At 55.0% G+C, this 18,997-nt stretch carries 14 protein-coding genes; 2 read left to right on the forward strand and 12 right to left on the reverse strand.

All coding sequences use genetic code 11. The annotated features are described in order from the left end of the window. Nucleotides 1-85 precede the first annotated feature (85 nt). Nucleotides 86-1,843 carry an ABC transporter ATP-binding protein gene (locus MHI24_RS06865; protein WP_340024843.1) on the forward strand — a complete coding sequence of 586 codons (1,758 nt, stop codon included), beginning with the start codon at nucleotides 86-88 and terminating at the stop codon, nucleotides 1,841-1,843. Beyond that, nucleotides 1,843-3,603 carry an ABC transporter ATP-binding protein gene (locus MHI24_RS06870; protein ID WP_340024844.1) on the forward strand — a complete coding sequence of 587 codons (1,761 nt, stop codon included), beginning with the start codon at nucleotides 1,843-1,845 and terminating at the stop codon, nucleotides 3,601-3,603. The genes MHI24_RS06865 and MHI24_RS06870 overlap by 1 nt, the downstream gene beginning before the upstream one ends. Before the next feature lie 85 nt (nucleotides 3,604-3,688). On the opposite strand, the gene MHI24_RS06875 is transcribed toward MHI24_RS06870, so the two are convergent. From MHI24_RS06875 to MHI24_RS06930, 12 genes are all read right to left on the reverse strand, one after another. After that, nucleotides 3,689-4,873, reverse strand: coding sequence for an NADP-dependent malic enzyme (locus MHI24_RS06875; protein ID WP_340024846.1), 1,185 nt, complete (start codon nucleotides 4,871-4,873; stop codon nucleotides 3,689-3,691). A gap of 263 nt (nucleotides 4,874-5,136) precedes the next feature. Then, nucleotides 5,137-6,489: a 2-hydroxycarboxylate transporter family protein gene (locus MHI24_RS06880; protein WP_340024847.1), complete on the reverse strand. Its 1,353-nt coding sequence runs from the start codon at nucleotides 6,487-6,489 to the stop codon at nucleotides 5,137-5,139. A gap of 418 nt (nucleotides 6,490-6,907) precedes the next feature. Further along, the gene (locus tag MHI24_RS06885; RefSeq protein ID WP_340024848.1) at nucleotides 6,908-7,615 is read right to left on the reverse strand and encodes a response regulator; all 708 of its coding nucleotides are present in this window, start codon (nucleotides 7,613-7,615) and stop codon (nucleotides 6,908-6,910) included. A 64-nt stretch (nucleotides 7,616-7,679) separates the two neighbouring features. After that, complete coding sequence (gene dcuS / locus MHI24_RS06890) at nucleotides 7,680-9,281, reverse strand: DcuS/MalK family sensor histidine kinase (RefSeq protein WP_340024849.1); 1,602 nt, start codon at nucleotides 9,279-9,281, stop codon at nucleotides 7,680-7,682. A 92-nt stretch (nucleotides 9,282-9,373) separates the two neighbouring features. Beyond that, a complete protein-coding gene (locus MHI24_RS06895; RefSeq protein WP_340026622.1) occupies nucleotides 9,374-10,954 on the reverse strand; it encodes a sensor domain-containing diguanylate cyclase in 1,581 nt (526 codons plus the stop codon). 102 nt (nucleotides 10,955-11,056) lie between these two features. Continuing rightward, entirely contained in the window at nucleotides 11,057-11,614 is a 558-nt protein-coding gene (locus MHI24_RS06900) for a hypothetical protein (RefSeq protein WP_340024850.1), read from the reverse strand. A 150-nt stretch (nucleotides 11,615-11,764) separates the two neighbouring features. After that, a complete protein-coding gene (locus tag MHI24_RS06905) occupies nucleotides 11,765-11,911 on the reverse strand; it encodes a lmo0937 family membrane protein (RefSeq protein WP_340024852.1) in 147 nt (48 codons plus the stop codon). 101 nt (nucleotides 11,912-12,012) lie between these two features. Then, nucleotides 12,013-12,666 (reverse strand): class I SAM-dependent methyltransferase, encoded by a 654-nt coding sequence (locus MHI24_RS06910; RefSeq protein WP_340026623.1) that lies wholly within the window; start codon nucleotides 12,664-12,666, stop codon nucleotides 12,013-12,015. Between the two features lie 232 nt (nucleotides 12,667-12,898). Further along, nucleotides 12,899-15,682: an alpha-mannosidase gene (locus MHI24_RS06915; RefSeq protein ID WP_340024853.1), complete on the reverse strand. Its 2,784-nt coding sequence runs from the start codon at nucleotides 15,680-15,682 to the stop codon at nucleotides 12,899-12,901. 22 nt (nucleotides 15,683-15,704) lie between these two features. Next, entirely contained in the window at nucleotides 15,705-16,526 is an 822-nt protein-coding gene (locus MHI24_RS06920; protein WP_209871669.1) for a carbohydrate ABC transporter permease, read from the reverse strand. A gap of 21 nt (nucleotides 16,527-16,547) precedes the next feature. Next, nucleotides 16,548-17,414: a sugar ABC transporter permease gene (locus MHI24_RS06925; protein WP_340024855.1), complete on the reverse strand. Its 867-nt coding sequence runs from the start codon at nucleotides 17,412-17,414 to the stop codon at nucleotides 16,548-16,550. 68 nt (nucleotides 17,415-17,482) lie between these two features. Continuing rightward, complete coding sequence (locus MHI24_RS06930; protein ID WP_340024857.1) at nucleotides 17,483-18,865, reverse strand: extracellular solute-binding protein; 1,383 nt, start codon at nucleotides 18,863-18,865, stop codon at nucleotides 17,483-17,485. Between the last annotated feature and the right edge of the window lie 132 nt (nucleotides 18,866-18,997).

An 18,997-nucleotide genomic window follows, 5' to 3' on the forward strand; every position in this document is an offset into this window, starting at 1 on the left:
GTATTTATAACCAGCCGCAAAGTTAATGTTCAGTTTATCATTCTCCCTTACGATTACAGCAACCTAAAGTAAAGGAGTCATTCTTATGCTGAGAATACTGAAGAATCTGGAGCGCGGAGAATGGTTCTTGTTCGCCATCAGCTTACTGTTTATTAGCGCGCAGGTGTGGCTGGATCTGGAGCTGCCCGGCTATATGAGCGAGATTACCCGGCTGGTCCAGACCCCGGGCAGCGAGCTGCGGGAGATTCTGACCGCCGGAGGGTGGATGCTGTTATGCGCGCTCGGCAGCGTCGCCACTTCGATCGTTGTGGCCGGGATTGCCGCCCGGATCGGCACTGGCTTGTCCGCAAGACTGCGGGCGAAATTGTTCGACAAGGTGCAGTCCTTCTCGCTGGAGGAGATCAGCAGCTTCTCCACGCCCAGCCTGATTACCCGCTCCACAAATGATATTACCCAGGTGCAGATGCTAATTGTCATCGGCCTGCAGATGCTGGTCAAGGCCCCTATCCTTGCCGTATGGGCGCTCCTCAAGATTACGGGGAAAAGCTGGCAATGGTCGCTCGCTACAGGCGTCTCGGTTGGCTTGCTGGTCTTGATCGTCTCTGTAGCCATTGCGCTGGCGCTGCCTAAATTCACCAGGCTGCAGAAGCTGACCGACAACCTGAACCGGGCCTCCAGAGAGAATCTGACCGGCCTTCAGGTGATCCGGGCTTACAATGCCGAGCAGTACCAGGAAGGCAAGTTCGCTGCTGTGAACGACGAGGTGACCCGCACCAATCTGTTCGCGAACAATGTCTTGACCACTCTGATGCCAAGTATCTCGCTGATCATGAGCGGACTCAGCCTCTCGATCTATTGGATTGGAGCCTTGCTTATCCAGTCCGCTGATGTTCCTGCCCGGCTGGGATTATTCTCGGATATGATCGTGTTCTCATCGTATGCGATGCAGGTGGTGATGGCTTTTATGATGCTGATTGTGATCTTCATTCTGCTGCCCCGGGCCCAGGTATCGGCCGTACGCATCCAGGAAGTGCTGGAGACGGCTCCCCGCCTGAAGAACGGAGCGGTTACCCGCTTCCCTGCGGACAGTGAGACGGTGCTGGAGTTCAGGGACGTCAGCTTTAAGTACCCCGATGCGGAGGAGGAGGTGCTTGATAACATCAGCTTCACGGTGAAGCGCGGGGAGACGGTGGCTTTTATCGGGTCAACAGGCTGCGGCAAAAGCACTCTCCTCAACCTCATCCCCCGCTTCTACGATGCTACCGGAGGCGAGGTGCTGGTCAAAGGGCTTAATGTCAAGGAATATGACCAGCAGGTGCTGCGCAGCATCATGGGGTATGTCTCCCAGAAGGCAGTGCTGTTTGGCGGGACGGTTGCGTCTAATATTGCATTTGGCGGGAAGGGCTCCGGCGAGATCCTCAGCTCCGATGTTACTGATGCAGCTTACACCTCGCAAGCCTCAGAGTTCGTGGACAAGCTGGAGGGCGGCTATGATGCTCATATCGCGCAGGGCGGCTCCAATCTGTCCGGGGGACAGAAGCAGCGTTTGTCGATTGCCAGAGCGATTGCCCGGCGGCCGGAGCTGCTCATCTTCGACGATTCGTTCTCGGCGCTGGACTACAAGACGGACCGCAAGCTGCGCAGCGAGCTGAAGAAGGATGCCCGAAGCGCGACGAAGCTGATCGTGGCCCAGCGCATCGGGACGATCAAGGACGCCGACACGATCATTGTGCTTGAAGCCGGACGGATGGCCGGGAAGGGCACCCATGACGAATTGATGCAGACCTGCGCAGTCTATCAGGAGATTGCTTATTCCCAGCTGACGAAGGAGGAGCTTGCCTAATGCGAACCAAGAATACAGGACAGAACACCTGGAGCAAGCTGCTCCGCTACAGCCGCAGATATGTTCCGGTCATCGCGATTGCTCTGCTGAGCGCGGCAGCCGGAACAGTGCTGACACTGCTCGGCCCGGAGATGCTGGCGGACATTACCGACAAGATTACGGCCGGCCTCGCGGGCGCGATTGATATGAAGGGTATCGCAGCCATTGGCCTTACCCTTGCCGTGATCTATGGCATCAGCTGGGTATTGTCGCTCACGGAGGGGCTGATTATGTCGTATGTGACCCAGAAGGTCTCGAAGGGGTTACGGACTGATCTCGCGCACAAAATGAACCGCCTCCCCCTCTCCTACTACAACAAATCCGCTACAGGGGACATCCTCTCCCGGGTGACGAATGATGTGGACAGCATCGGGCAAGCGATGAACCAGAGTGTGGCGATGATCGTGACTGCCGCAGCCATGTTCACCGGCTCGATGATTCTGATGCTGCGCACGAATGTTGTAATGACTCTTACCGCTGTCGCGGCGACCCTCATCGGCTTTGCCCTGATTACGGTGATTATGAAGCAATCGCAGAAGTATTTTGCCGGGCAGCAGGAATACCTGGGCAAAATCAACGGTCATGTCGAGGAGGTCTACACCGGACACCAGGTGGTCAAGGCCTATAACGGTGAAGCGCAGATGCGCAGCACCTTCCAGGAATTGAACCAGGGGCTGAAGAGAAGCGCGTTCAAGGCCCAATTCCTCTCCGGGCTGATGCCGCCGCTGATGGACTTCATCGGGAATCTCGGCTTCGTCGCCGTCTGTATCGTTGGTGCAGTGCTGACGCTGAAGGGCACCATCTCCTTCGGCGTGATCGTTGCCTTCATTATGTATGTGCGTTATTTCACCCAGCCGTTGTCGCAGATCGCCCAGGCTGCGCAGAATCTGCAGCTGGCCTCCGCCGCCGGAGGACGCGTATTTGAATTTCTGGAGGAGGCGGAAATGGCCGATGAGAGCGGCAAAACGCAGAAGCTGCCTGCTGCCCAGGGCAGGGTGCGGTTCGATAGGGTGAAGTTCGCTTATGAGGGGTCGGAGAAGCTGGTGATCAAGGACTTCTCGGCTGAAGTGGCGCCCGGGCAAAAGGTTGCCATCGTCGGTCCAACCGGAGCAGGTAAAACCACGCTTGTGAATCTGCTCACCCGGTTCAACGAGCTGACCGGCGGGGAGATCTATATTGATGATGTCCCGGTCAGCAGCCTGACCAGAGAGAATATTCATGACCAGTTCTGCATGGTGCTGCAGGATACCTGGCTGTTCGAGGGCACCATCCGCGAGAATCTGGTCTATAATCAGCCGGATATTACGGACAGCAAGCTGGAGGAAGCGTGCAAGGCTGTGGGCCTGCACCACTTCATTCAGACCTTAAGCGGCGGGTACGACACTATTCTGGACGATAAGGTCAATCTGTCAGCCGGACAAAAGCAGCAGCTCACCATCGCCCGCGCCATGCTGAAGGATGCGCCGATGCTCATTCTGGACGAAGCCACCAGCTCCGTGGATACGCGGACCGAGCTCTTAATTCAGCAGGCCATGGATCAGTTAATGGAAGGCCGGACCTCCTTCGTCATCGCCCACCGGCTGTCCACGATCAAGAACGCCGATGTAATCCTTGTCCTGAAGGACGGCGACATCCTGGAGAGCGGCAATCATGCGGAGCTGCTGGCGAAGAACGGCTTCTATGCCGAGCTGTATAACAGCCAGTTTGAGCAGGCTTCCTGAGCAGGAAGCGGGGACAACCTGGTCCAAAAAAGGCAGGCTCATCCGTGAGCCTGCCTTAAGTGTTTCTATAGTATCTGTGTCTGTATCAGTTAATGCCGACCATCAGGTTTTTGCGGGCTACGCCACTCTTGAATGCAGCCTCGGCTACAGCCATGCGGATTCTCTCCACCACACGCGGATCGAAGGCATCAGGAATGATATAATTCTCATGCAGATCGGCCGGGTCAATCACGGAGGAAATGGCCTCTGCCGCCGCCAGCTTCATATCATCGTTGATATCGGTGGCTTCGCAATCCAGCGCCCCTCTGAAGATGCCCGGGAAGCACAGCACATTGTTAATCTGGTTCGGGAAGTCGGAGCGGCCGGTTGCCATCACTCTCACATGCGGCGCGGCAATCACGGGATCAATCTCCGGGGTCGGATTCGCCATGGCGAACACAATCGGGTCTTTGGCCATGTTCAGCACATCTTCCAGCTTCAGCACATCCGGTGCGGAGACTCCGATGAAGACATCCGCGCCTTTAATGACATCGGACAGAGCGCCGGTTTCCAGATTAGGATTGGTGATCTGGGCATATTCGCTCCAGTGGCTGCGCTCATAATCCGTCTGCCGGTTGATCGCGCCTTCCCGGTCCACGCCGATCAGGTTCACGGCTCCGGCGTGAAGCAGCATTTTGGAGACAGAGATTCCAGCAGCCCCGATACCATTGACTACAATCTTGACATCCTTGATATCCTTGCCGCAGACCTTCAGCGCGTTCAGCAGTCCGGCCGTGACCACAATCGCCGTCCCGTGCTGGTCATCATGGAATACCGGAATATCCAGCTCCGCTCTCAGCCGGCTCTCGATCTCGAAGCAGCGCGGGGAGGAGATGTCCTCCAGGTTAATGCCGCCGAAGGTCGGAGCCAGCGCCTTAACAATCGCAATAATCTCTTCAGTGCTCTTGGTATCCAGGCAGATCGGCACAGCGTCCACATCTGCGAACTGCTTGAATAATGCTGCCTTGCCTTCCATTACCGGCATGGCCGCCTTCGGACCAATGTCACCAAGACCCAATACAGCGGTTCCGTCCGATACGACAGCTACGGTGTTCTTCTTGGTCGTAAGCTCATAGGCCTGATTCTGATCCTGGGCAATCGCCTGGCAAACCTTCGCTACTCCCGGAGTATATACCTTGGACAGGTCCTCTTTGGACCGGATCGGATTCTTCAGGGTTGTTTCCAGCTTGCCGCCCTTGTGCAGCAGCATAATTTCTTCTAATAATTCCATACTAATCTCCTCCATTCAACTGGTTCACCGTTAGTTCCATATTACTCTGATTTTCCATTATATTTATCGAAGCTTCCCCGGCATCCGGAACCGTTCAAGATCCGTATGCAGCCCCGTCAACTCTGCGTTCATATGCACCTGTAGTCATTCTCCGCGATAATGAACGGATTGGCAATACAAAAGCTGACATCTGCGAATTGTCCATGATTTAGACACGATTGAAGGCGATTTCATGCGAATGGGCTGCTGTTGGGACAGCCCGCTTAGCCGCCCCATACAGCGATGAGCAGCGTGGCTAAAACCACAGTCAGCGCTCCGCCGATCCGGGTAGAGATCTGGGCGAATGGCATCAGCTCCATGCGTCCGGAGGCCGACAGAATCGCTACATCGCCGGTTCCGCCGAGGCCGCCGCGGCACCCGGTTACAATCGCTGCTTCAACCGGATACATATTGACCCATTTGCCGGTAAAATAACCGGTAATCGTCATCGCCACAATCACCGTAGCACAGACAATAATATAAGGAAGCGAGATCAGGGCCGCTACATCCTTCAGCGGAATGTAGAGCATTCCCAGGCCGACCATAAGCGGCCAGGTTAACGTGCCGGAGACCAGCTTGTAGAGCTGATAAGCGCCCTGCTCAATTTTGGCCGGAAGCAGCTTCGATACCTTCAGCAGCGCAGCAGAGAAGATCATCAGAATCGGACCCGGAATGCCGACGAACGGCGACAGCAGATGTCCGGTAATGAACAAGCCGCAGGCGAACAGCAGTCCCGCGCCCATCAGCAGGAAGTCCGGCTTCAGGCTGTCATACGTGCTGCCGGCCAGCTTCTGGCCGTCCTTTGCCTTCACGAGTACACCGTTACCGGTGATGGACGGATTTTTGTCAGCCATCCGCTTGAGCAGTCCCGCACCGATAATTGCAAACACATTGCCGATAACCGCCGCCGGAATCATCTGCGCCACATACGAGCCGGATTCACCGCCAAGAATCTGCGAGAACGCGATGGACAGCGGGAGAATCCCTTCACCGACGCCGCCGCCGATAATTGGCACGATGATGTAGAACAATGTCCGGTGTGCGCTATAGCCGAGCAGCATCCCTACGCCCATACCCGCAGCTACTGCGGCGATGGTTCCGGCCATCATCGGGATGAAAATGCGGATGAAGCCGTTAATGAGTGTGGTACGGTTCATCCCGGTGATGCTTCCGGCTACCAGAATCGAGATGTACAGGTACAGGAAGTTCGATGTCTTCATCAGTGTGTTGACGGATTCGAGTACCGAAGGGTCGAGTACATTCCAGAACACCAGGAACGATGGAATCATTAACGAGAGAATTGCCGGACCGCCGATGTTCTTGAGAATGGGAAGCTTGAAGCCGAGATCGCTTAGCAGTACCCCGAGTACAATAATGACTGCAAAGCCGCCGATCATATCATTTGGCAGTTCACCTAACACCGATGCCGCAAAGATGATTAGTGCAAAGACCACATACAGCGGGAGCGGAATGACCCCCACCTTTAAGTGCAGGACCTTCTGGACGAAGCTTTGCTCAGCTTCAGGTTGAACCTGCTGCTCCGGTACAGATAATGGAGCCTGAATTGCTTTTTGCATATTAACCTAACCTCCTTAACTCTTCTACACACTCATCATAGCGGCTTTGAAAGCGCTTTTGTTTTTATGAAAGTAATAAAGAGGTTTTGTAAATTATTAAAGTAAGCGCTGTCTTTTGGCGGTTGATTTCGTCATATTGTAGACGCAGCTTAGCTGAATATACTCCAGCATCAAAGGGATTTCTCCCTCTCCTCTCACCCCCCCTCTCCACCCGCTCAAAGCTAGTTAGTCTAGTTCGACGATGAACAAAGACTAAGGATTTCCCCATACTCCGCAACGCAAAAAAGCCCCGCCGCAACATTCGCAGTGGAACTTGGCCTCGGATTGTCCAGACCTGTTCAATCCTGATCTATTCTAGTTCACTTATGATCCAGTCCCGTCCGGGGTTCCCTCACTCTTGCCCATCCGCCCGCAGCTGTCACAAATACTTACTAATCAGCCCTTTGCCGCTGGGGGCGATGCGGTATTTCTGCACCGGGCGGCCGATGCTGCCGTAGACGAGGTCCATCTCCAGCACGCCCATCTCGGTCAGTCCAACCAGATACTTGCCGGCAGAGACGCGGGAGATGCCGGAGACAGCCGAGATGTCCTCGGCGGAGAACAGCTCGCTGCCGCAGGCCTCCACCGCCCGCCAAATCGTCTGAAGCGTCTGGCGGGTGAAGCCCTTGGCCAGCTCCGGCACAGCGGTCCGTTCCTGCTTGAATCTCGCCAGCTTGTCCAGCTCCGACTGGTTCAGCCGCTCCTGGGTGCGGAACAGCCGGTTCTGCTCCCGGTAGCCGTTCAGCGCTGCGCGGAACCTCGGGAATTCGAACGGCTTGATCAGGTAATCCACCGCTCCGTTCTGGAGCGCTTCCTGGATGCTCTCCTTGTCGCTCGCCGCCGAGATCACAATGACATCAATCTTGATGCCCCGCCGCCGGATCTCGGACAGCAGCTCCAGACCGTTGCTCTCTTTCATGTAGATGTCCAGCAGAATCAGGTCATAGGCCTGCTCTTTCAGCATCTCCAGCACTTCCTCCGCAGAGCTGGCCCAGCCATCCGCGCGGAAGCCCTCCACCTGCTGGAGGTAGAACTTGTTCATCTCCGACACCATAGGATCATCTTCAACGATAAGTACTTTGATCATAGTGGGCTCTCCACCCTTTTCATGAATTATCCACACTCTTCATCATTCACACACACTTCGGGCATTAATCCGTCTTCGCCCGATAAGGAATCTGCACCGTGAATTCGGTGCCCTCCCCTTCCCGGCTGTCATATGTAATCGACCCGCCCAGCTTGGCGACACTCCGGCGCACCAGATACAGCCCTACGCCCCGGTCGCTGCCTTTGGTCGAATAGCCCTGCTCATACAGGTGCGCTCCGTCCTCCGCAGAGATCCCGGCACCGTTATCGCTGACCTGGAAGGTCAGCCGGTTATCCTCATAACAGAAGCCAAGCCCGATCTGCTTGTTGTCTGCACCCTGGACTGCCTCCAGCGCATTATCCAGCAGGTTGCCGGCAATCGTTACCAGCTCCCGGGAGACCTCATGATCCGCACATTCGGGCAGCACGCCTTCCTCCCGGATCACCAGCCGCACATCCGCCTCCCGGATTCTGCTGAGCTTCCCGAGCAGGAAGCCGACCATCACCGGGTCTTTGACCTGCCGGACAACGGAGTCGGCTTCGGTCCGTATGCTCTGCAGCGTATCCGTCAGATACTCCTCCAGCCGGTCATAGCTGCGCATCGTGTTCAGTCCCATAATCACATGCAGCTTGTTCATGAATTCATGGGTCTGGGCGCGCAGCGCCTCCGCATACAGTGAGATGCCGGAGAGCCGCTCCATCAGAATGGTGATCTCAGTCTTGTCCCGGAACGTAGCGATGGCTCCCTCAATAATCCCGTTCACCCGCAAAGGCACCACGTTGACCAGCAGTGTAATCCCGCTCTGCTCCACTTCCTTGTCCTGCAGGGCTTCCCCGTTCTCCAGCACCTTCTCCATCCGCAGCAGAGGCCAGAGCTGCCCAACCAGCTTGCCGAGCGGGTCCTGGCATAAGCCGACACTGCCCATCAGCCTCCGGGCCTCGGCGTTGACCAGCGTCACCCGGGATTCCCGGTCTATCGCCAGGATTCCCTCCTTGGTGGATTGCAGCATCGCGCTACGCTCCTCCAGCAGCTTAGCGATTTCGCCCGGCTCCATGCCGAACATCATCCGCTTGAATTTGCGGGCCAGCAGCACCGCTCCCAAGGTCCCCATCAGTCCGCCCACCAGTATCCCTGAGTAGATGATCCAGCGGTTCTGCTGCACCGCGGAACGGACACTGCTGAGCGAAATGCCTACAGCGACTGCGCCGACCTGCGCGCCGTCCGGGGCGAAGATCGGTGAGAACGCTCTCACCGAATAGCCGAGCGAGCCCTCAGCCACGGACACGGTCTCCTTGCCGTGCAGAGCCTCCGTCTCATCTCCGCCCATGAAGTGCTTTCCGATCAGCCCCGGATCAGGGTGGGAACGGCGGATCCCCTGCATGTCCATCACCACCACGAACTGGACATCATTAATCGCGCTGATGTCCATCGCATACCGCTGAATGCTGCCGGAATCCGCCGGTTCCCGCAGCTCCTCCACCACCATTGGCGTCCGTGAGACGGTCCGGGCAATGGTAACCGCCTTATTCTCCAGCGAGGCCTGCGCCTCACGGGAGAACCTCATGCCGAACATCACATAGACAATGACCAGCACAAGGACAACGATCAGGCAGATCATCAGGGTGATGGTGGTCTGAAGGCGCAATCTTTTATGGCCAATTCTCACAATGCTCCACCTTCAAGAAATTTTTCTAGATTATAACGTAAAAGCTGCCAAAGTGCGATACCTTCCGCCCGAATGCCACAAATCCTCCCCATCTATTCCGCAACAACCGTCCGGTTCCGGCCGCTGCTCTTCGCCAGGTATAACGCCTGATCGGCCTTCTCCAGCAGTCCTTCCAGGTCTGACGCGTGGGTAGGGTAATGGGCAATTCCCTGGGAGACCGTCAGCGTTCCCGCCGAAGGAGCTTGGCTATGTTCGACCGCCCGGCGGATTCTCTCGCCCACACTGAAGGCTTCAGTTGGCATCGTTCTGGCCAGAAGGATAACGAACTCCTCCCCGCCGTAACGGTAACAGACGTCATCAGGGCGCAGCGAAGCAACGATAACCCGGACCACATGCTTCAGCACCTCATCCCCTACCTGATGCCCATAGGTATCGTTTACCAGCTTGAATTTGTCTACATCCAGCATTACTACCGAGAAGGGAAGCCCGGAGTCCATCCATTGATGAATCGTATGCTCAAGGGAACGGCGGTTCATAAGCCCGGTCAGCACATCCGTCGAGGCTTCGTGGGTTAGCTGGTCGGTCTGCTGCTGAATATTTGTCAGGGCCAGCTTCACCCCGTCCGTCAGCAGATAAGCCTCCCGGCTCCAATATTTCTGCGAATCCTGCATTTTGATTGTCTCCTTGCCCATCCGGCTGACCACATCCGCCAGATAGACGAAGGGCCGCGTGAATTTGCGCACCAGCAGAATGACACCGAGCAGCAGGACGATAAAAGGCAGCGATGAATACCCAATCAGAATGCGAATATGCCCTATCAATTCATGATGAATCTGGCTGACCGGGGAGACCACCACGATGCCCCAGCCGTTGGCTGGAACACTGGAGTAGCCTGCCAGCATATCAATTCCCTGGGTATTGCGGACGGGCATATTCCCGCTTTTCTTCAGCATGAGCTGCCGTACCGCCTTATTGCTGCTGACATCCTTGCCGATGAGCTGCTTGTCGGGGTGATACACCAGATGGCCTTCCGAATCCACTATGTAATAGTAAGCCCCGGTATCCGCCACCTGGCCGTTATCAAAAATCTCAGAGAGAATATTGTTCTCCTGAAGATAGATCGTACCGCTCAATAATCCAAGATAAGTACCCGCAGAACTGAAGATCGGCTGGCTCAAAAACACGATTAACCGCTTGGTATTTGCAGTGAGGTAAGGCGAGGAGATATACGGCTTGCGGAGCGCCAGCGCTTCCTTGCTGTTGCTGGAAGTGACATGCTTGCCGGTCGTGCCCAGGCTGGCAGGCGACACATTGCGTACCAGCCCGCCGGACTCAACAACGGTAATGGAATTGAAAAAGTTACTGCTGCTGCGCATCAGATCGAGAGACTCATTAACATCCTCGGGTACCATTGCTTTAATATTCGACAGCCTTCCGGCATTGTACTTCAAGCTGTTGCGCATGGACTCAAATACGGAATCCATCGTTCTCGACATACGGTCAGCGTTGACATAATTGAGGCGTAACGTCGTCTCGGTCAAGGATTCCTTCTTGGATTCATAGGAACCTAGCAGAAGAATACTTGAGGTTAACAGAATCACCAAAGTCACCATGCCGGTCAGCAGCGTGGTGAGACTCAGCCTCCTGCTATGACGAAGCGCCCTTTTTAACATTCTATACAATACTGCGGTCCTCCTTGGTGCCTTGTAAGCATAATGCCTTAATCATACAGCAAATAATGATAATATTCGACACCTGATGAATCGCAGCAGCGGCTAGACCAGCAGCATCTCATCCACCCGTTCCTTCGCCCCCCGCCAGGAAGTCATCAATGGAAAAGCATACTCCTCCCGTGCCCGCAGGTTCCAGGGATGCGGAATGCACAGCACCTTTCTTCCGGCCTGTACAGCGGGTAACAGATTATGCGGGCCGTCATCAATCAGTAGATCGTAAGCGATCAGATGCTTGCGCCGCGCGGTGAAGAAATTCTCAGGCGGGATATACGGCATATGCTTCTGCAGCCAGTTCCATTTCTCACCCACCGTCTTCGGCGCAGCCGCCGTAACAATGATGACATCATACGCATGGTGAAGCTTCTCCATCTCTTCCACTACATATTCATCGAACAGCTCCAGTTCCTCATATAAGCCGGGTCTCCCGAAAAAAAGCTCCATCGTGCTGTCCGGGTGACGCAGGTGGTCCGTGTTCCAGTCCGTCATATCCTCGTACCGAAGCGGATGCGTAGGAAAATCAATATTGTTGTGGTAGATCGCCCGTTTGACGAGATGGCAGATGGTATCGTCCATATCGACGGCGATGATCGGTTTACGCATTGCTTGTCCTCCAAAAATGCATTTTCATCCATTATAGGCATCCGGGGGATGGGTGTCCAGACCTGCCCGCCGCCACACCAAAAAGCACATGCCTCCCAAGCTGCAGGGGCACATGCCTCATGTTCTATACGTATTCCATTAATAGATGTCTTATCTCCGGGAGCGTCCCCGGAACAGGTTAACCACGAACAACACCGCTGCTACGAACAGCAGCAAATGGATCAGGTTACCCATGAAGTTAAAGATGAAGCCGAACAGCCAGACTGCCACTACGAGTCCAATGAGTCCCCACAGCATAAGATGTACCACCTTTCTCCTCTGGGTTGTTTGACTCTATTTTACCCGTGTGGAGACGGAATCAAACGGCTGCTCCCGGACATTGCTAAATTAGGGGTAACTTAAGGATACAGCGGCTTGATTACATTCCAGTTAGCGTGCATGTACAAGGTTACCGGGGAGCAGCCCTTGGGCATCAGAATGCCAAGTCCATAGCTATGCTCAAATTGTACTGCATAGTACTGCATCTGCAGCTCTTCCCAGTAGCGGTATACGCCGAAGTCGTCCAGCATCGCCGCAATATCATGGAACAGAATAACGCCGTTCACCGCCAGCTTCGGCAGCCATGACTCATAATCATGCTTGACCGCCTCATAAGTGTGGAGACCGTCAATATGCAGCAAGTCGATGCTTCCGTCAGCAAATTGAAGCAATGCCTCATCGAAGGTCATGCGCAGCAGATGGGAGATCCCGGGGTAATAGGTGCCCGACGAGGATAACACGGACTGGTAACAGGATTCATCGTACAGTCCCGAATGCTGGTCCCCCAGCCATGTATCGATTGCGTAGCATTCCGTTGCAAGCCCATGATCCTTGACTGCCTGACAGAAGGCGAAGTGAGAAGCTCCATAATAAGTTCCTAACTCCACCACCCGGTTCGGCTGCATATGTCGGACCAAGTCATAGCCGAATCTGCGATGCCCTTCCCAAGCGGTATTCAGATGCGTCCCCCGCTCATCCGTCTCAAACACAGGTCTGCTGCTGTTCCATACCATCATCTACGCCCCCCCTGTCCCATTGATATACGTTAGTATATTCACAGTGAGTGGGATTGGACTGGATATCTGTATCCGTCAAATCCACTTAATCCACTTAATCCACTTAATCCACTTAATCTTCAGACTGTCCGGATTGCGCACCAAAAAAGCGGCACAAACCCAAGGCTCATTCCTGAATGAGCTTCCAGGTTGTACCGCTTATCTTCAATTTCCATTCAAGCTGTATGGCCTATTTCTCTAACTCGTACACCCGGGTAACGATCTTGTAGCCTTCCACCGTCTGCTCCGCCGCAGCAAGCTTCGAGACCCGGCGCTCCAGCACATCGCTCTCGTAGACAGCCTCTGCGCTGAAGGCAGGCTCTACCTTGAGCTCTGCCGGTTCGCCGCCCAGATTGTACCAGCGGGCCACAAGGTCGCCTGTCTCCTCAGCCATCTTCAGGGTTGAGAAGGCCAGCGGTGAAGCCTCGGAGTTCCAGCTTAACCATTGCCCGGATACCGGCAGGGTTACTCCGCCCGAATGCGGTTGTCCGTTCACGGCCGGGACACGTGTTGCCGGGCCTTGCGTTTGAAGGACGGTCCACGGAATCTGGTATTGGTAGGCCTGTGCATAGGCACCGGATACCGCACCATCACCCGTATAAGGGATGATCGCATATTCTACCGTTTGCCCGCCCAGGCACTGTGCCTCCGGTGTCTCGAATACGCCCCAATCCCCCAACTCAGAGGATGAGCGCAGCAGGGTTACGGCAATGGTGTTTTTGCCGTCCAGCAGCACTTCATATTCGTTCAGGCCTTTGTTCGCAACGGCAAGTCCATGGACTCCGTCCGCTACGCTGACGAAGACCTGCTGATGCTGGGCGTTGCTCGGATTGATCCATTCCGCCGCAGGCCGGTTATTGCGCCTGGCCACCTCGAATACAGAATCCGCATAGTGGTGATCCGCTTCAAGACCTGTAGGGAACAAGGCTCTGAGCCGCTGATCCTTGGCCTGATTGTTGAAGCTGGTGCTTACCTGTACCATTCCGCTTCCAGCTTCCAAGGTATAGTGTGTGGTCAACACAAGCGGCACCATCCGAGCCGAACGCTGCGCGGTACGCTCCGTGAACGGAACCATCTCCCGCTTCTCGGTGAGGAAGGTCTCATCTGCACTGGCCGGAACCTCCCAGCGCAGCACCGTCTCCATCACCACACGCGCCGGGGACTGCTCCTTGACTGAAATCTCAGCTGTCAAGCCTTCGGTGGTCAGCACCCCGCTGCCTTCCGGCTGGCGGTACACATATTCATTGCCGATGTCGCCGGTGTTCTCGTAGGCGTTCAGTCCGGCATAGACCGCTCCTGACTGCTTGTCTGTAACAGTTACGGTACCATTACTTGCAACCGCAACGATAAGCTTACTGTTCTCCATCGTGTTGCCTTGCACACTTACACTATCCAACACGGCTGCTTCCGCTCCGGCGGCTGCCTCAGCGGGAACCAACGCATAGGTACGGTAACCAAGCGCAGCCACATCCGCTGCCGGGAAGCTCACCCGGACCTTGCGCGCCATATAAGGCTGGCGGAAGCGGTCCTTGGGCAGCTCGTACCCGAAGTGAACGCCAAGATCCTCAATGCGGGCCGGGTACAGCTTGCCCTCTTCGTCCATAACCTGCCATTCGCCCAGCGGCTCCTGTGCAAGCGCTCTGGCCAGAGTCTGCGGGTTAGGTCCTTCAGGGAAGTATTTCTTGACCGTAATCAGCTCCACCGTAACCATCCCGGTTCTGGACCAGCCGCTGGTATTAAATACGGTGAACGGAACCGCCTCAGCTCCCCAGGCTGCTACTCCAGCCAGATCAATGGCTTCCGTAAGTGCAGCCGCGCTCTTAGCGGCAATCGCCTCAGCCATCTGGCTGCTCTTGGCGAACCGGGTCACCATCTCGCGGTGCACCTCATCCACGCTGCAGCCGCAGATGCTGTCATGCGGATGATTCTGCATTAAGGTCTTCCACGCATACGTCAGCAGGTGATGCGGGTAGGCCTCTACCCCGGCCAGCGCGGCGAATGCCGCCAATGGCTCAGCCACCTTTTCCAGTAAGGTCTGGCCAGACTGGTTCAATTGCTTCAGATACACCCGCGAGGAGGCCGTGTTGACCAGTGTGCCCCATCCATCCGTATGCTGGCTGCGCAGCTCCCCTTCCACTGTCACCAGATCGCCGGGAAGATTGTCTTCCAGTGCCTTCAGGTAATCGTCGAAATTGGAGTGTACGAACTCTACATCGGGATACAAGCTGGAAGCCGTGCGGATCGCCTCGGACAGATCGGTCTGAATCGGCTGGTGATCGCAGCCGTTCATAAACAGCAGATGCGGGGTAGAAGCGAACTTCTCCGCGTCCGCAAGATTCTTGTCCCAATAGGCCTTGGCGGCAACCGGGTCGGCCGGAACCTCCATGCCGTTGCAATACCAGTTGGCGAACAGCACGCCCAGCACCTCCGAGCCGTCCGGGGAACGCCAGATCATCTCGGAATAAGGAGACTCGTAGGAATCCGTCTCACTGACTTCATTATTGAAGCCGGTTGGCTTCACGCCGCGCCCGAAGATGGCATTCGTTATCCCGGCCTGCTGGAGAATTTGCGGTGCCTGCCCCATGTTGCCGAAGGAGTCGGGGAAGTAGCCGGTTTTGGAGATAATCCCGAAGGGTCTTGCATCCATATGCCCGATCAGCAGGTTGCGCAGATTCGCCTCCCCGCTGGTCAGGAACTCGTCCTGGAGCACGTACCACGGACCGAAATGAATGCGTCCTTCCCGGATATAGCGGTCCAGCCGCTCTCTCTGCTCCGGGCGGACCTGAAGATAATCCTCGCGGATAATGGTCTGTCCGTCCAGATGGAAATAGCGGTAATCCGGATCTTGATCAAGCGTATCTAGAAGCTTATCCATCAGTTCAATCAATAACAGATGATGATGTTCATAAGGCATATACCATTCGCGGTCCCAGTGGGTGTGCGAGATGATATGTGCGGTTTTGCGCTTAGCCATTGGTGTAATCCTCCATTATCCCTTATCCTTTTGTTGCTCCGCCCATGCTGAACCCCTTGGACATATACCGCTGGGAGAACATATACAGCACTACGGAAGGCATCGTGTAGAGCAATGAGAAGGCAGCAAGTCTGCCATATTCGACCATGCCGTGGCTGCCGAAGAATTGATAGATCGTAACTGAGGCCGGCAGCTTCTCCGGTGTCTGGAGCAGGATATACGGCACGAAGAAGTTGCCCCAGCTGCCTGAGAAGGTGAAAATCGCAATCGTCGCGATCCCCGGCAGCATGAGCGGAGCAACGATTCTCCGTAATCCGCCCCAGACCGAGGCGCCGTCAATCCAGGCCGCTTCCTCCAGGTCAATCGGCACGGAATCCATGAAGCTTTTCATCATCCAGATCCCGTAAGGAAGCGAGGAGGATGTGAGGAAGAGCATGGTCGCGAAGATCGAGTTCTGCAGCTTGAAGAACAGGAACATTTGAAATACCGGAACCATAACCGCTGTAATCGGCAGAGCCGTCATGAAGAGGATGCTGAGCAGGAAGCTTTTTTTGAAGCGCATCTCATAACGGGATAAAGGGTACGCAGCCAATACGGAGGCAAGGACGACTAAGGTCGCCTGCCCGCCGGAGAGGATGATCCCTACGCCGAACGAGCGCAGATTGCCGCTGTCCCCGAGCACTGCCGAGAAGTTATCGAGCGTGAAATTGGGAAATTTAATACCCTGCTGGGCATTTGTATCAAACGAAGCGAGCAGAATCCAGAATAACGGCAGCAGGAAGCAGAGTCCCAGAACCACCAGAATCCCGTATTGGATATTACGTTGAAGCCTATGCTTGACCACAGTGATGCACCTCCTTCAGGGTTAGACCTTGACTTTCATGGATTTCATATAGAACAAGCTTGCAACAATTCCGATCACCAGCAGCACGAGCGAGATCGCGGTGCCGTATCCGAACTGATAATTGACGAAGGCCTGGTTGTACATAAATACCGGCAAGGTCTGAGTGGCCGTTCCCGGCCCCCCTCCGGTCATGGTATAGATCAGAGTGAACACGCCCAGAGTCTGCAGCGTGACGAGCATCATGTTGGTGACGATCGAGCCTTTGACCATAGGAATAGTAATATAACTCAGAGTCTTGAAGCTGCTTGCCCCGTCAATCGTGGCGGCCTCCTCAATATCCTTAGGAATCTCATCCAGCGCAGATTGATAGACCATCATCGAGAACGCGGTGCCGTGCCAGATGTTGGCAATGATGACACTCACCATCGGGAAGCTGAACAGCCAGGAGACCGGGCTAATGCCGAACCAGCCGATGATCTGATTCAAGGTCCCGTTATCACTGAAGAACGCTACCATACAGAAGGCGACTACGATCTCCGGTGTCACCCAGCCCGCAATTACAATAATGCCGATGATCCGGCGGAAGGTTATATTCTTCTCTTTCATTAATAAGGCCAGAATGAAGCCGAGTACAACCTGCCCGATGACCGCTGAGAAAATCAGGAACACCAGCGTTCTCCAGACACTAATCCGGAAATCCGGGTCCTGGAACATATTGGTAAAGTTCTGGAAGCCGATGAATTGCAGATTACGGGCGGCACTGCCCGTCAGAGCCATATTGGTGAAGGCGAAGCAAATGGTCAGAATAATCGGTACGATAAAGAATATCAGCAGCAGCAAGACAGAAGGCGTCAAGAATAAAAATGCGCCCCGTGGCTTCCTTTTCATAGGTCACTCCCCCTCCAAATCCGAAAGAGGAGAATCGCTTCTCCTCTGCGCTCGAATTCTCAATTCCTCTATTTGACTTCTACTTTATCTTCGCCAAGCGCGCGGACTACATTGTCCTTCAGTTGCTTCACAGCATCCTCCGGTGACAGCTTGCCGGAAGCAATGCTCTCGACAATGCTCTGAAGCTGGGCGGATACGGTAGCGTACTCGTCATTGGCCGGGCGGAATTTCGCCACCTCCAGCAAGGCCTGCGCTTCGGCGGTATACGTGCGGTCGGTATAGCCTGCTACGTCCACAGAGTCATTACGCGGGCTCAGGTTCCCCTCGGCCATTACGCGTCCGGTCGCATTCTCCTGGTTCATCAGGAACTCCATGAACTTCCACGCAGCTTCCTTGTTCTGCGATTGTGCCGGAATCGACCAGGCCCAGCCGCCGGACATGGTGATGGCTCCAGGCTCTTGTCCGTTCTGCGTCGGGAATGGCGCGAAGCCCATTTTGTCTGCTACATTCTCAATCGGTGCCGCACCGTTCTCGAACCAGGTCGATCCGGCCCAGCTTCCGTCTACAGCCATCGCCAGCTTACCTTGCGGGAACAGCTGCTGGAAGGCAATGCTGCCGGCTTGTCCGTTCAGCGCTACCTGCATCGTCGGTCCTGTCTTATCTACATTGAACAACTGATCAATGAATTTGAAGGAATCTAATAGTCCAGGGCTGCTGACAACCCATTTCTTGGTTTCATCGTTGTAGAGCGTGTCGTTCGTACCATAGAGAAGCATCTCCAGCGTCTGCATCGTTACGCCTTCACCGCTCGATTTGCCTACGATCATATTCAACGGGGTTACGCCCGGCAGCTTATCCTTGATGGTACGCGCTGCTTCCAGCACCTCATCCCAATTCGCAGGCTTGAACGGTACCGGTAATCCCGCTTGCGCCAGCAGTTCCTTGTTATACCAGATGCCGCGTGTATCTGAGGTCGCAGGAATACCGTAGATTTTGCCGTCCTCACCGGTCACACCAGCCTTAAGATTCTCAATGAACTTGTCCTTCCAGTCACTCCAGCCCGCCACCTGTGTATCGAGCGGCTCCAGATATCCGGCTGCGGCATCCGATTTAATAATGGAGGTATCTTCGGCTACAATGTCCGGCGCGGTATCGGGCGACTTCATCTGCAGGACGATCTTGGAGGTGTAATCCCCTTCACTGGCCAGCACCGGAGCGATCTTGATCTTGATATCCGGGTTGTCCGTTTCGAACTTCTCAATCAGGCCGGATTCAAAATATTTCGTCAATGTATCCTCTGAACCGGACGAACGGAAGGTAATCGTGACCTCCTGCTTTCCTTCGGCTGTGCCCGAACCGGAATTGGAATTGCCGCTTGAACAGGCTGTTGTTAACAGAAGAAGCGAAGCCATTGCCGCAGTCATCGAAACTTTAAGTTTATTTGCTTTCATTTGGTCTGTGCCCCTTTGATTGTAGTTTCACAAGTGGATAAGTTATCGTGTGCAACATATAAATTGTTATATTTTAACGCTTTCATAAAAGCCTCAAGCGGAAACGGCTTTGCCGTCCTTGGAAGGACGACG

The organism is Paenibacillus sp. FSL K6-1096 (assembly GCF_037977055.1).
Classification (GTDB): domain Bacteria; phylum Bacillota; class Bacilli; order Paenibacillales; family Paenibacillaceae; genus Paenibacillus_AQ.